Genomic DNA, 14009 nt, shown 5'->3' with positions numbered 1-14009 from the left:
TATGCTGTCCATCTGGCCTGCTTCGACCGATATACATAATAGGAAGTATGCAAGATTACACGATCAGGAGGATCCGATGGACCATTCGCCTCATCTTAAATCGTATGTAAAAAAGCATCCTGATAATAAAATGGCCTGGTATTTACTCGGTAAAGAGTATGAGAGCAGCGGTCAGGAGGGCAAAGCAAATTATTGCTTCAATCGCGCGGGGGAAGTGTTTGAAGCCTTCGAGCATAAACAGATTCCGGCAGACGTATGGATGGAATATCAGGATAAACTGGTTCAGATGTCCAAGGAGAAGGAGCGACGAACAGCCCGTGCACGTCATCTGCTAACTGCCCTCATGGTACTTTTGCTCATATGGGTGCCCTCAGCCAATGCGCCGAAGCATTCAAATGAGAACGCATCCGTACCACCCGGAACCGAGCGCACAGCAGTTGATAACGTGAAAGCTGCAGAAGTACCGGATGTTGATCCAAAGGAGACAGCTCAGATCGGTGGGACTAATGCTGGTGGCGTGTTTACGGCTCAAGGTCGAAAAGGGAGCGGAGCTGAAACGGCGCTTGCTGATATGCTGACAAAGACGGATCGCCTGCCCCCCAAAACCACCGTGCTGGGTATGGAGCAAAGCGGCTCATGGTTACTTTGGAGAGATGGAATGCAGCCATTACTCAGTGTGCAAAACAGAGGTAATGGTGGATTAGCTGTTCAGTCTTATGACGCCGCTGCGTGTGCTTGCAAGCCGTCGGACAGGGAGAATCTTCGCAAAGCAGGTCTGGAATGGGCTGCCGGCCAGGAGGAACTGGCTGTGCTGAATAGCTCCATGCGTGCTTTTCGTTCGCAGCATCAACGTCTTCCCCGGAGCCTTGATGAGCTGACCCGAAATTTTCCTGATAACATGATGTACGGTACGACAGAGGAGATGAAGAAGGCTTTTGTACCTATGCGTAATTTACTTGCTTCACCGGGACAACGGACAGGGAAGGAATCAGATCAACAGGCTGGCTCGTCGGCTGAGAGCAGTCCTTTACTGGCATCGTCGCTGCATGGACGGCCTTTTCTGGGGCAGCCGCTGCGAATTGTGGTAGACAAATCCAAGCACAGGCTCGGACTGTTGAGTGGCAATGTGCTCATCCGGAATTATTCAGTGGGATTGGGTGGAGAAAAAACGCCGGAAGGGAAATTTGTAATTACCGATAAAGTAGTGAATCCAAACGGTAAATCCAATGGTGAGTTCGGTAGCCGTGGAATGCAGCTGTCTGCAACGAATTATGCCATCCATGGCACCAACGAGCCAGACAGCATCGGGAAAAATGAGTCGTTGGGCTGTGTCCGCATGGGCAAGAGGGATGTGGAGGAATTGTTTGCTCTTGTGCCTTCAGGTACGGAGGTAGTCATTGGTACTGGGGGATTGCCTGATCAAGTGCTTGTGCCTGATTCCCGATTTACGAGCGAGTCGAAGCACGATCAGACGAATCCCCGCAAAACCTATCACTGGTTAAATTAACCTTTTCGATGCAAGAGCTACTTGTTGTTTAACGGGTTCCCGCTTGTGCTAAAACAATGACCAGGACGATCACAACGATGAGGAGAACAAAGCTGACGGCGGTCCATACGATCGCCTTCTTGTTCACCTCGTCCTTTTTCTTTTGCAGACTGGGCGGCTTGCGCTTGGTCTTCATATCAGCAATCCCTCTTTTCTGACGGGCTAAAACCCTGTCTTACTATGTCCATTGTAAATGGTTTGATTATACATTTTCAATGACATCTCTATGACAACTGAATGGTTCTGCTGCCGTACCTCGCAAATTACTTTCTTTTTGGTATGGAAAAAGCTAAACTATTTTGTAAAGATGTTTTTTAGGAATGTGCAAGGGCATAGAACGGAGTGGATGATAACGTGTTGTATCGAAGGATTGCAAAACCTGTTTTTTTCAAAATGAGTCCGGAAACGGCCCATCATGTAGTCATTGGTGGCTTAAAGTACGCGGGGGCGCTTCCCGGTGGAGCAGCAACGCTGCGAGGCATGTACGGAGTCAAGGAAACGGAGGACCTTGCCGTTGATCTGTTCGGCCTTCATTTTCCCAACCCGATTGGACTGGCTGCGGGATTGGATAAAAATGCGGAAGCGGTTGCCGGCTTTTCCTCGATTGGGTTTGGATTTATGGAAGTAGGCACGGTGACACCTGTCGGACAGCCCGGAAATGATCGGCCCCGTTTGTTCCGGTTGCCTCCCGATGAGGCATTGGTCAATCGGATGGGCTTTAACAATCTGGGAGCGGAGAGTATGGCCGAACGATTGGCTGCACTCAAACATCGGCCCGTTCCGGTCGCTGTTAATATTGGCAAAAACAAAACCACGCCCAATGAGGATGCACATAAGGATTATGAAAAGTGTATATCCGCGCTATATCCATATGCGGACTTCTTTGTAGTGAATATTAGCTCCCCGAATACACCGGATTTGCGTAAGCTCCAGCATGGCAGTGAACTGAAATCATTGCTGGAAGCGGTTCGGGCAGAGATGGGCGTGCAGGCGGCCAAGTCTGGCGAAGCCAAGTCTGTGCTGGTTAAAATAGCGCCAGACGTATCGGATGAGGAACTGGAATATATGACGGATGCGATTGCTGCCAGTGGAGTGGACGGTATTATTGCGACCAATACAACAATATCCAGGGCTGGTCTGACACACCGAAATGCGAGCGAAACGGGAGGACTGAGCGGCAAGCCGCTGCGTGACCGTTCTACAGAGGTTATCGGGCGGGTATACCGCCAGACGGAGGGGAAGCTGCCTATTATCGGATCGGGCGGTATTTTCACCAGCCGTGATGCCTATGACAAAATTAAAGCAGGCGCGAGCCTGATTGAAATTTATACAGCATTGATCTACGAGGGACCGGAAGTCAACCGGGCTTTACACGCCGGTCTGCGTGAACTGCTTCGAAAGGACGGCTTTAGACACATAACCGAGGCTGTTGGTGCAGATCACAGATAAAAAATGTGGTATCGGAAGAGACAGGAGGTACGGGGATGGACGGAAGAGACTGGGGAACATTTTTGCTGCCATACGATCAGGCGGTGGAGGAGCTTAAGGTCAAGTTCAAAACAATGCGTGCGGAGCTGAAGAAGCGCGAGGAATACGCTCCTATCGAATTCGTAACCGGACGGGTTAAAAAAATATCAAGCATCCTCGATAAAGCGAAAAGATTGCAGGTTTCTCCTGATCAGCTGGAGACGGGAATCGAGGATATTGCGGGCATCCGTATTATGTGTCAATTCGTTGAGGATATTCGGCGGGTAGCCGAGTACATTCGAGGGCGCAAGGATTTGACTGTTCTATATGAAAAGGACTATATCACCAACTATAAAGATAGCGGCTACCGCAGCTTTCATATGATTGTAGAATATCCGGTGCAAACGGCGCTGGGATTGAAAATTGTGCTGGCGGAAATTCAGATCCGTACATTGGCTATGAATTTCTGGGCCACCATCGAGCACTCACTCAGCTATAAGTATCGTGAAAGCTTGCCGGATGAAATGCGGGCACGGTTGAAAAAGGCCGCTGAAGCAGCCTTTGTATTGGATAATGAGATGTCTTCCATTCGCCTTGAAATATTGGAAGCACAGAAAAAATTTGAGGATGAAGCAAATATCGTTTCCAAAGTGCTGACAGGTATGCATCGCTTGTATTTTTACCATAAGATTAGCGAAACGATTGAGGCACAGCGCAGGTTTAATGAGCTGTGGGAGCAACACGATATGGAAGGAATCAAGCAGCTTCACGATGAAGTCAAGCAGATGCTGGAATCTTCAACCAAGGAAGAAGACAGGGATGAACAATGAATGGTGAACCTTTCCTATGAACCGTTGTACGTGACATACTTGGTATACTTCAATCGGGATCGGGATTATTTTGAATGTCATGAGGTACTGGAAGAGCTGTGGCTTAAGCTGGACCGTGACCCTGTATATAAAGGTTTACTGCAAATAGCTGTTGGGCTGTTTCATTTTCGCAATGGGAACTATCGTGGTGGGCATATGATGCTGGACAGTGCGGTACACAGGCTGGAACATGCTCCACCGCAGGCGCTGGGCATTAATATGTTGAAGCTGGTGGACGAAGCACGTGTTTGTGCCCGTCAGCTAGCCGAATTTGTTGCCGCTGTCAAGGAAGATCTTCAACATCGGCCACCGGTTTATCGGGATTTGACGATTGAAATCGTCGAGCCCGCGTTACGCCAGGCCGTAGAGAATGCATCGCCGCTCATTCCCGCCAATATCCCGCAGCAGCGAAGCCCGCAGCGTGGGGAAAAGCATAAGCAGCGTCAGCAGGCGCTGGAAGCTTCAATCAGGCGCAGACTGGGCGCTGACGACTCCTGCATAGCCTCGCCCGAAACGAAGGACGCGACGTAATTCGAAGCGCATCATAATAAGCAAGCAGCCCGATCCATTTTGAGGGGATCGGGCTGCTTTATCGTTCCAGAATGTGCGAACGTCCTCTAGGAGGTCACGTTCTTTTTATATTTTTCAAAAAAGGCTTTGAAATCGTCAAGTGTAAAGCCGTTGTCAGAAGGGTCCTCCTTCAAGCCGCCTTCCATACGATCCTTTTCCACGCCTTTTTCGTAATAGACTAGCGTAGGCGTATATTGAATGTTGTACTTGTCCCAGCCGTCCTCATACTCGCGCAGGTTAAACTCATGCATTGTGATATTCTCCTGCTTGCTCAAAGGCATTAGCTGGGGAGTAGTGGCGCGGCAATGAACACAGTCGGAGGCAAAATGATATACGAAAAAGCTTTCTTTATTATCAATTTTGCTTTTCAGATCTTCTGGCTTAATAATCTGCTGATAGTTCGGATCATTCAGCAGTTCTTGAGTGGCTGGCTTTAAAGAAGCTGTGGATACGCCATACAGATTGTTTTTAGTGCCTGAATTTAAAGCAAGCAGCACTCCAATCAAAATGGCCAGCACAACAAAAAAGCCAATGACAGGTATAAGCTTCTTCTTGTTGGATTTTTGGGCGTTCAATATAATCTCTCCTATCAAAATTCAAAATATGTAGCTAAGAATCTCATTATTATACAACATTACAGTGTGTAGTGAAAGTTTGTAAACCACAGCATTATTGCGGCATAACGGATCGATTATGGTACAATTAATTTTATTTTAACAGGACAGGATGATTACGATTATGGGTGTACAGCTTCCTACAGCATTTGTGAAGCGCATGGAGCAACTGCTTGGTGACGAATTTGAAGCTTTTATGGCTGCTTATGAGCATACGCCACATGCGGGAATACGAGTCAATACATTAAAAATTCCGGTGGAGGCGTTTAAGGCGATTTCGCCATTTGAGCTGCGTCCGATACCGTGGTGTAGTACAGGTTTTTACATTCCGCACGGTACGAAGCCCGGGTTGCATCCTTACTACCATGCGGGGCTGTATTATGTGCAGGAACCCAGTGCAATGTCTCCGGTAGAACTGCTAAATGTAGCTGTGGATGAGACTGTATTGGACCTGTGCGCTGCACCGGGGGGGAAATCGACTCAAATAGCCGCCAAGCTGCAAGGAAGCGGTGTATTGGTAACGAATGATATTAGCGCGGAACGAACCAAGGCGTTGGCTAAAAATGTGGAATTATACGGTGTGCGTAATGCCGTGGTATTGAATGAAAGCCCGGACCGGATCGCCGAGGCCTTTCCTCATTTTTTTGACAAGATTTTAATTGATGCGCCTTGTTCGGGAGAAGGCATGTTCCGCAAGGATGAGGACATGGCGAAGCAATGGGAAACGCACTCTGTGGAAAAATGTGTGGTCATGCAACGGGACATTTTGCGCGTAGCGGCTTCGATGTTGAGCGACGGGGGAAGGATTGTTTATTCGACCTGTACCTTTGCACCGGAGGAAAATGAGGGGATGATCGCAGAGTTTCTGGCGGCTCACCCTGATTTTGAGGTTATTCCTGTTCCTTCAGGAGCAGGCTTTGCACCAGGACATCCGGAATGGGTGAGTGAAACGGTTGCGGCAGCCCACCCTGAGCTGCGTGGGACGGCACGCCTCTGGCCGCATCTTGTAGAGGGCGAGGGGCATTTTATCGCTGTATTGCAGCATCAGGGTAGTCGTGCCGCTGTGGCAGAAAAGGCTTTGAACATGGATGCAGAACGGCCACGTAGGGAACAGCATTTGTCTGTCGAGGAATCGCTGGCTCGAAACGGACAGAGCAGGTATGCCAGTGGAGATGCTAAACGAAATAAAAAAGGAATGGATGGGAAGCCAGGTAAAGGAGCGTCCGGACGCGGCTTTGAGGGTAGCAAGTCCCGTTCTGGCAAAGAGGCTGTAAAGGTTGCGCGCACATCGCATGATGTGATGGAGTCCTATCGCCAGTTTGTACAAGAGCAGCTTGAGATATCATTTACAGGCTACACGGTCGTCTATGGAGATCGCATCTATCAGTCGCCGCTGGCCTCACATCGTCTGAACGGCCTTAAAGTAGTGCGTCCAGGCTGGTTTATAGGAACGGACAAGAATGGTCGATTTGTCCCTTCACACCCGTTAGCGGTAGCTTTGCGTCCGTCTGAGGCGGTTAGAAGCATAAACCTCTCCAGTTCAGATGCTGAAGCGATCCGTTATTTGAAGGGTGAAACCTTATCCATCCCGGTTCAGCGAATCACATTGAAGAACGACGCACAGCCCAAAGGCTACGTTCTCATATGTATTGATGGATATACAGCCGGATGGGGAAAGTGGCAGGACGGTATGCTCAAAAATGAATATCCAACAGGCTGGAGGTGGACATCGGTATGAGTGAAAAGGGCAGACAAACGCAGCGTTTGGACAAAGTTTTAACCCATATGGGATATGGTTCGCGCAGTGATATCAAGAGACAGGTGAAGCAAGGGATCATTACGGTGAATGGTCGAACCATCAAGGATAGCGGCTTGCAGGTTCATCCGTACAACGATCAGATCGAAGTGAATGGGGAACGTGTTGTTTTTCGGGAGTATATTTATATTATGTTGCACAAGCCGCCTGGTGTAATTTCTGCAACCGAGGATACGCGGGAACGGACGGTGCTGGATTTGCTGAGTGCGGAGGAACGACATTTTGAGCCTTTTCCAGTAGGGCGATTGGATAAAGATACAGAAGGGCTCTTGTTGTTGACCAACGACGGCAAGCTGGCGCATGAACTATTGTCTCCACGACGTCATGTCCCCAAAACGTATGAAGCTACCGTATCGGGTCATGTCACGGAAGAGGATATTCATCAGTTTGCTGCTGGAGTGGAGCTGGACGACGGCTATGTTACCCTTCCCGCTCAGCTGACCATTCTTCGGCACGAACATCTGCAGCAGGCGGATAAAGAAGTCATTTCCTATATTTCGCTTGTGATCCATGAAGGGAAATTTCATCAGGTGAAGCGTATGTTCGAGGCGGTTGGTAAAAAGGTGACCTATCTTAAAAGAACGGCCATGGGCCCGTTAACGCTGGACGAACAGCTGCCGCTGGGCAGCTATCGTGAGCTGACTCACGAGGAGCTGGCATGGATTGGGCGGGATTTGGCATCTGCAACCTCGGAGACTTCATGAGGATATGCAATAAAATGACGCACAGGCTCATATTAGAGTTCGCTGTGCGTCATTTTATATCATATAGATAACGGATGAGGGCTCAAATTATTGTGCCTTTGCTGTTCGGCTTTTTTTCACTTCTGTTGCTTTATAAGCTGTAACCTTGTTTTTACCTGTCGTTTTGGATATGTACATCGCCTGATCCGCCTGCTTGACCAGTTCATCCGGGTCCATTTCATTTTTGACTGTACTATGGCCGACACTGATGGTCACGATGCTTTCCTCGGCGACCCGCTTGCGAATGCGTTCTGCGACCTGTTCGACCTTGGCACGTCGATCCACAACCATCGCCACCAGTTCCTCGCCGCCATAACGCCCGGTCAGTCCGATTTCATCCAGCTCATCCTCCATAATCTGCGCGACCTGCTTCAGCACTTCATCCGCGCGGGCGTGCCCCTGTGTATCATTCAGTTTTTTGAAATTGTCGATATCGCAAAAAATGACCGATACGCGGATTCCCTGCTCCATGTATCGTCGCAGTCGTCCCGAAAAGTATTTGCGGTTGTACAGACCCGTCAGACCATCTGTGATGGAAGAACGGTAAATCCTTTGCAGCAGCTCCACAATCCGTTCAAACAGAATGATAAACAACGTGGTGTAATACAGCAGCGGCAAAAATGACATCCACAGAACTGTATTTTCCGCGCCTTCCTCTACAGGGATATCACTTCCCAGCCACAGACAACCAAGCCAGAGCAAATACAGAAGCAAGCCGACTGTAAATTTTCTGGGCTGGCCGATTCTCGGGGTGATGAACACCATACTCAGTATGAGCACCAATACTCGATAAAACAGAGTAAAATCCACCAGCTTTGCTGCGCTGATCCAAGCGGGCAGCAGGCTGAAAGTCCAGGCAAGAACCGGCAATATCAATAACGCGCCCAGTAACAGCAGAGTCCATGTTTCCGCACGTTTTAGCTTTCGATAGAGTTGAAATACGGCGGCATTGATGAGCATGAAGGCAAATGCCTCCAGCGTATTTTTCCACACGATTCCGTGCAGCAGCATCTTGCCTCCACTCGCCGAATAGAGATTCATGGCTTCATATGTCATAATAAAAATAGCGGCAACGGAAAAAAGAATATAGGCTTTTTTTCGTTGTCTGCTATATATGATCACGCACATAAGCGCCATCATGAGTATAATATACAAACCGCAGGCTGCAGTTACGGCCCCGGCTAAAGATGGGAAACCCCATGTTCCCATTAAGGACAACAACGTCAATGTCACCGACTCCATCTGTCTTGATAGTAAATCTATTGAACGGGCGATATCGTTCCGATACAATAGACAGGATTGATCCCAATTAAAATGTTATAATTTTCTTTTGTACTTAATATTTATTCTCAATATATCATCTTTCAGAAAATCCGGAAACCTATACATACAACCTGTGTTCCGGTCAGTACAATGGCTTGAAAGGGGAAGCACGTCATGAAATTGCTACAGGCTCTCTTTTTCCCACCCGAGCAACCGGGCGGCGTTTCATCTATGATTCCATATTTGCAAGAGCGATTTGCTTCTCCCCGTTGGGAGATGGAGCTATTTTCTATCCCTAAACGGATTCGTAACAAGGGTAGGGATGAAGTAAACTTTGAAACCTTTGACTGGACGCAGTATGGACAGTATCCAGTTGTACAAAAATATATCCAGACGTACCGTGACTATTTGTGGTGGACCCGGCTTCGCATTCAGAAGCCCTATGATCTTATTCATGCTCATCATCCTATTGCCGGGATCGCCATGAAAAATGTTTTTCCTGACATCCCGCTTGTGCAGACGATCCACTCTTCTTATGAGAAGGAGCTCATTCTAAACGGTAAAATAGAGGAACACGGGCCTGAACATCAATTTCTGATATCGCTCTATCGAGAAATGGAGTATAAGGCAGACCGCCTGATTGCGGTATCTCGTTCTTTCAAGCATTATTTAGCGCCGTATGTACAGAATCCGGAAGATATTGTGGTCATTCCGAATGGATACGATGAGAAGCGCTTTAAGCCTATCCCACACGATAATGAAGTGACACAGCTGATCACAGTCTGCCGTCTCGTTCCGGCCAAAGGACTGGATATATTGCTCCAGGCCTGTGCTGAATTGAAAAAAAGAAATCAGAGCTATGTCCTTCATATTATCGGAGACGGTCCGATTCGCCCTGAGCTGGAAGAGATGGCACGTCAGTTGGATATTTACCATGAGACGATTTTTTATGGATATACTCTTCATCCGGAAGAATTTATGCCTTTTTTTGATGTGTTCGTTCTGCCTTCGCGGGCAGAGGCCTTTGGTTCCGTATTTGCGGAAGCTGCGTTGAGCTGTCTGGCATTGGTCGGTACAGAGGTGGGGGGAATACCGGAGCAAATTGAGGATGGGGTAAATGGTCTGCTCGTGCCACCCGACAATCCGAAGGCACTGGCAGACGCATTGGAAAAGGTTATTGCAGATCCTGCCTATCGTTACGAACTGGCTAGATCTGCCTGCGAAAAGGCTAAATCAAGTTATTCCTTGAGTAAGGCGGTTAATGAGCTGAAGAAAATGTATTTGAAGTTTCCACGTTAACCATGGCGCGTATTATCGGGTTTGGAATCTGAATGCCGAAAGCTGGAGTGGGGACGTGAGGAGTGAAAGGGTCTCCTGCGTCCTGCCATAATTAATTTACTAATCCACATCAGACTGAGCATTCCGAAAATAGGATAGAGGACGGATAACAGTGAGCTAAAACCGAACTGACTGATTAGAAAACATGTGAGCATAATGAATAATGTGATAAGCTTGGGCGAAATTTGGATATGCTGACGAATTTGTAGACTGATTCCATAGATGTCGGCCACAAAGGTACTGAAGATTTCCATAAAAATAAGTACAATGTATATAATTTCGACCATCGAGCCCAACTGGTAAGCAATGCTGCCCATCGGAATTTCAAATTGCTGAATGCCAGGCATATGCGCTGACATGACAAAATGTGCAGCCATCAGCATGCACCCGACGCCAATTCCGCCCAAAATGCCGCCCCAACGAATGGTTCTGCGGGAGAAAGTTTGGCTGCCAAGCGGGACAAGCACGGCCTGTGCCATCGTCAGATTGAAGGACGTGTACAGGAGTGGAGAAATCCATGTCCGTAATGTACTGTGATCTGTCGTATTCGTAATAAAGCTCTGCGGATTTGGCATGGACAGTGTGCTGTGAACGAGCAGAAGAGATATGGTAATCATCAGTGGGACAACAATGGTGTTCATATGCAGAATCGCTTTAATGCCTTTATTCAGCAGCAAGTAAGTTCCGATCAGTGTAATGAGCAGTCCAGTCTGGTAGTGCAGATGAAGATGCTCCACAAAAACGGAGCCGGCTCCTGCCAGCATGACGCTGTTCACGCCGACCAGCACAGTGAGCGTGGACCAGGTGATCCATTTTCCGGCCTTGGCGCCAAAAAGGTGCTTGTTCAGATCCTCGTAGGACCTGGCTGAAATATCATGAGCGATTAGCATCATTTTCGTACCCAGCCATACAAATATGATTGTGGACAGAATAATCGTGAGTGTAGCCCACCGTCCATACTGCGTAAAAAATTGCAATATTTCTTGTCCGGTAGCAAATCCGGCACCGACGATTGTACCGATGTATGTAAAAGCAATCTGCAAAACATGAATATTACGTTTCATCCCCAGTCCCTCCTTGCACGCTTGAATAACGCTACAGTGAGCATATAATACAAACTATGTTCAACTGAAATGGGACATGACTGGATGATACTGAAATAATTATAGTGAATTCAATGAATAGCTTGACGGGAGCGTAATTTATGGGTCAAATCCTTGCATGGATACTAGAATACGGATATTTGGCAATGTTCGGCTTGCTTGCCCTTGGAGTAGCTGGTATGCCGATCCCTGACGAAGTGCTGATGATCGCCTTCGGCGGGCTCGTGTCTCAAGGACACTACAACTTTATCGCAGCGCTGGCAGTTACATTTTCCGGGAGTATGACGGGAATGATGCTCAGCTACACGCTGGGTCGTCTGCTGGGCAAGCCGCTGTTGCACCGATACGGTAAATGGGTGAGGCTTACCCCCTCCAGGATTGCTTCTTCCGAAAATTGGTTCGGACGTTACGGCACCTGGGGGATTCTGTTTGGTTATTTTGTCCCCGGCCTGAGACATGTGTCCTCATATTTGGCAGGTACAACCCGTCTAAGCGTTTTTCGCTATATCAGTTATGCATCAGCAGGAGCGCTGCTGTGGTGCGGTACGTTTCTGGGGATTGGACATGCGGTGGGCATGCACTGGGAACAGGTGGCAAAGCTGATGGAGAAGGTGACGCATCGGGTAGGTTTGGTCGTCATTCTTTTGATCGTTTTGGGTGGAATCACCGCATGGTTCTGGAACAAGCGTAAAAAAAATGTTACATGACCATCTGGAAAGCAGGCTTTGGCTTGAAAGCGGCAGGTGAAGTATGGTACTTTTACCGCATAGGAATGCCTTGGGAGGTCATGAAATGGAAGTATTAAAGAAACGAATTTTAAATGAGGGTGTGATTGCGTCAGATCAGGTGTTGAAGCTGGATGGTTTGCTTAACCACCAAGTTGACCCGGAACTGACGATGGAAATGGGACGAGAGTTCGCAGCCCGTTTCCGGGAAGAAAAAATCACCAGAGTCGTGACCGTGGAATCTTCAGGCATTGCCGTCGGCTTTGCCACAGCGCTGGAGTTGGGTGTACCGTTGGTATTTGCTCGTCGAAAAAAGACTTTATTGGCTGATCCGGACGCGCTGTGCGAACGCGTACCTTCGTTTACGAAAGGGATTGTCACGGATATTATGCTATCCCGTCAATTTATTCACGAACAGGATCGTGTGTTGTTCATTGATGATATTATCGCCAATGGCGATGCCGCGCGAGGCATGGTTAAAATCATTCAGCGTTCGGGAGCCGAACTGGTCGGATTCGGTGTCGCGGTGGAGAAATGCTTCCAAGCTGGAGCGAGAACAATTCGCGAACAGGGCATTCGTGTAGAGTCATTGGTCAAAATCACATCGCTGGCTGACGGTAAGATCGAGTTTGCTGAATAGTAACAATTCGGCTGCTCCTGATCCTTATTTGTAATAATATCCTTTGCATGAACCTTAATTTCGCTTATAATATAGATAAGGTTTTGGGAGAGGAGGCAGCAACATGGGGAAAGAACAATTGACCGAACAGTTTTTTCTGGAAAAACTGGCAGCGGCTAAAGTACATTTTGAACGCGCCTTGGATTGTAAGCATACGGAATTCGACGATTTGTATCCCTATATGATTGAACATCCTCAGTTTTTTTGGTATAAACGCTATGTGGCCTGGTCAGAGTTGTTGACGTTGGTTAACCTATGCGAGGAATTGTCCTTCTCTTGGAAAGAAGAATTTACTGCCCATCAAGTGGAGTATGTAGATCAGCGAGTGTTGTCTGCACAAGTGCTGGACTTCTGGTACGAGAAGAATGATACAAAAGAACATGATCACAGTGTAAATCAGTCGGGATAATTTGTCGCTCTGTTGGCAATCCATATAAGTAGTAAGAGAGAAGAGACCTAGATGATTCGTTTAGGTCTCTTTTTTAAGCTTTTTAATTATATATGTGCTGATCGTTGTGCCAAAAAGTGTGTAAAGGGGGAGAACAGGATGATTTTAGATGAAGAATTGGATGCCTATCGGCTTTCCGGTGAGAAAGTGCGTGTCGTGCGGGATGGATTGGAGTCCAACGATGTCATTGGTATTGTTCTGGCGTGGGATGATGAGCAAGTGCTTATTCGCCGCCAGAATCGACGTGTGGTCAAGCTGGATCGCAGTTATACATATCAGCCGTTCAGTGAGCCGCGTCACAATCCGGTAGAACTGGATAATTAGAAGCATGTGCTTCAAATGTGGTTGAATATCATAACTTGATGGCTCATCAGGCATACAGAAACTCCAAACCGGACACAGTAATGAAGAATAACTCAACATGAGAGGACGTGCTGTGTCAATGACGGTTATGAATGAAAAAGTACATGCCTACAAGGATCAAATTAGCCATTTGGAAAATAAGCTGCCGGAGGTAGTTCATGCCTATCATCGTTTCACCGGAGAGTGCTTTCAAGCCGGGAGTCTAGATGAGAAAACCAAGCAACTGATTGCGCTCGGCATTGGTTTATTTGCTAACAATGAGGTATGTACCTTTTATCATGTGGACGAGGCCCGATCCAAGGGAGCCAGTGATCAGGAGATTATGGAAACCATCGCTGTAGCTGCAGCGGTAGGCGGAGGACACGCACTTAGCCAAGGGGTTACACGTGTACAGAAGGCGCTGCAATAAAGCGAATGATGTATGGAAATTCATCATACACCCGCTCATAGCGGGTAGAAATGGAT

16 protein-coding genes are annotated in these 14009 nt (G+C 47.8%); 12 read left to right on the top strand and 4 right to left on the bottom strand.

Going from position 1 to position 14009, the window contains the following annotated elements:
• Nucleotides 1-76: 76 nt before the first annotated feature.
• Nucleotides 77-1507 (top strand): L,D-transpeptidase, encoded by a 1431-nt coding sequence (locus tag B4V02_RS16220; RefSeq protein ID WP_094155587.1) that lies wholly within the window; start codon nucleotides 77-79, stop codon nucleotides 1505-1507.
• 28 nt (nucleotides 1508-1535) lie between these two features.
• On the opposite strand, the gene B4V02_RS26170 is transcribed toward B4V02_RS16220, so the two are convergent.
• Nucleotides 1536-1682 carry a hypothetical protein gene (locus tag B4V02_RS26170; RefSeq protein ID WP_007429837.1) on the bottom strand — a complete coding sequence of 49 codons (147 nt, stop codon included), beginning with the start codon at nucleotides 1680-1682 and terminating at the stop codon, nucleotides 1536-1538.
• 218 nt (nucleotides 1683-1900) lie between these two features.
• Between B4V02_RS26170 and B4V02_RS16215 the strand changes: the two genes are divergently transcribed.
• From B4V02_RS16215 to B4V02_RS16205, 3 genes are read left to right on the top strand one after another with little or no spacing between them, the layout of a single operon-like run.
• The gene (locus tag B4V02_RS16215; protein ID WP_094155586.1) at nucleotides 1901-2995 is read left to right on the top strand and encodes a quinone-dependent dihydroorotate dehydrogenase; all 1095 of its coding nucleotides are present in this window, start codon (nucleotides 1901-1903) and stop codon (nucleotides 2993-2995) included.
• Nucleotides 2996-3030: 35 nt separating this feature from the next.
• Nucleotides 3031-3843 (top strand): GTP diphosphokinase, encoded by an 813-nt coding sequence (gene yjbM / locus B4V02_RS16210; protein WP_094155585.1) that lies wholly within the window; start codon nucleotides 3031-3033, stop codon nucleotides 3841-3843.
• On the top strand, nucleotides 3844-4413 hold the full coding sequence (locus B4V02_RS16205; protein WP_094155584.1) for a DUF309 domain-containing protein: 570 nt from the start codon (nucleotides 3844-3846) through the stop codon (nucleotides 4411-4413).
• Nucleotides 4414-4499: 86 nt separating this feature from the next.
• Here B4V02_RS16205 and B4V02_RS16200 read toward each other — a convergent pair whose 3' ends face one another.
• Nucleotides 4500-5027, bottom strand: a complete 528-nt coding sequence (locus B4V02_RS16200; RefSeq protein ID WP_094155583.1) for a thioredoxin family protein — start codon at nucleotides 5025-5027, stop codon at nucleotides 4500-4502.
• A 163-nt stretch (nucleotides 5028-5190) separates the two neighbouring features.
• On the opposite strand from B4V02_RS16200, the gene B4V02_RS16195 reads away from it, so the two are divergent.
• On the top strand, nucleotides 5191-6804 hold the full coding sequence (locus B4V02_RS16195) for an RsmB/NOP family class I SAM-dependent RNA methyltransferase (protein ID WP_094155582.1): 1614 nt from the start codon (nucleotides 5191-5193) through the stop codon (nucleotides 6802-6804).
• Nucleotides 6801-7586, top strand: a complete 786-nt coding sequence (locus B4V02_RS16190) for a pseudouridine synthase (RefSeq protein WP_007429843.1) — start codon at nucleotides 6801-6803, stop codon at nucleotides 7584-7586. The genes B4V02_RS16195 and B4V02_RS16190 overlap by 4 nt, the downstream gene beginning before the upstream one ends.
• An 87-nt stretch (nucleotides 7587-7673) precedes the next feature.
• Here B4V02_RS16190 and B4V02_RS16185 read toward each other — a convergent pair whose 3' ends face one another.
• Nucleotides 7674-8867, bottom strand: a complete 1194-nt coding sequence (locus tag B4V02_RS16185; RefSeq protein WP_094155581.1) for a GGDEF domain-containing protein — start codon at nucleotides 8865-8867, stop codon at nucleotides 7674-7676.
• A gap of 195 nt (nucleotides 8868-9062) precedes the next feature.
• Between B4V02_RS16185 and B4V02_RS16180 the strand changes: the two genes are divergently transcribed.
• Nucleotides 9063-10187, top strand: a complete 1125-nt coding sequence (locus B4V02_RS16180) for a glycosyltransferase family 4 protein (protein WP_094155580.1) — start codon at nucleotides 9063-9065, stop codon at nucleotides 10185-10187.
• On the opposite strand, the gene B4V02_RS16175 is transcribed toward B4V02_RS16180, so the two are convergent.
• On the bottom strand, nucleotides 10184-11290 hold the full coding sequence (locus tag B4V02_RS16175; RefSeq protein ID WP_007429847.1) for a YkvI family membrane protein: 1107 nt from the start codon (nucleotides 11288-11290) through the stop codon (nucleotides 10184-10186). The two genes, B4V02_RS16180 and B4V02_RS16175, sit on opposite strands and share 4 nt — an antisense overlap.
• Before the next feature lie 140 nt (nucleotides 11291-11430).
• Here B4V02_RS16175 and B4V02_RS16170 point away from each other — a divergent pair, with 140 nt between their 5' ends.
• The 5 genes from B4V02_RS16170 to B4V02_RS16150 all read left to right on the top strand — a co-directional run bounded on the left by B4V02_RS16170 (nucleotide 11431) and on the right by B4V02_RS16150 (nucleotide 13953).
• Nucleotides 11431-12036 (top strand): DedA family protein, encoded by a 606-nt coding sequence (locus B4V02_RS16170; RefSeq protein ID WP_007429848.1) that lies wholly within the window; start codon nucleotides 11431-11433, stop codon nucleotides 12034-12036.
• Nucleotides 12037-12121: 85 nt separating this feature from the next.
• On the top strand, nucleotides 12122-12694 hold the full coding sequence (locus B4V02_RS16165) for a xanthine phosphoribosyltransferase (RefSeq protein WP_007429849.1): 573 nt from the start codon (nucleotides 12122-12124) through the stop codon (nucleotides 12692-12694).
• A gap of 103 nt (nucleotides 12695-12797) precedes the next feature.
• Nucleotides 12798-13142: a hypothetical protein gene (locus B4V02_RS16160; RefSeq protein ID WP_007429850.1), complete on the top strand. Its 345-nt coding sequence runs from the start codon at nucleotides 12798-12800 to the stop codon at nucleotides 13140-13142.
• A 138-nt stretch (nucleotides 13143-13280) separates the two neighbouring features.
• Complete coding sequence (locus B4V02_RS16155; RefSeq protein WP_007429851.1) at nucleotides 13281-13505, top strand: hypothetical protein; 225 nt, start codon at nucleotides 13281-13283, stop codon at nucleotides 13503-13505.
• A gap of 118 nt (nucleotides 13506-13623) precedes the next feature.
• Nucleotides 13624-13953 (top strand): carboxymuconolactone decarboxylase family protein, encoded by a 330-nt coding sequence (locus B4V02_RS16150; protein WP_094155579.1) that lies wholly within the window; start codon nucleotides 13624-13626, stop codon nucleotides 13951-13953.
• The last annotated feature ends 56 nt before the right edge of the window (nucleotides 13954-14009 follow it).

Origin of the sequence: Paenibacillus kribbensis, assembly GCF_002240415.1 — a bacterium.
Classification (GTDB): Bacteria; Bacillota; Bacilli; order Paenibacillales; family Paenibacillaceae; genus Paenibacillus; species Paenibacillus kribbensis.
This window is presented reverse-complemented; position numbering and strand designations above follow the sequence as displayed.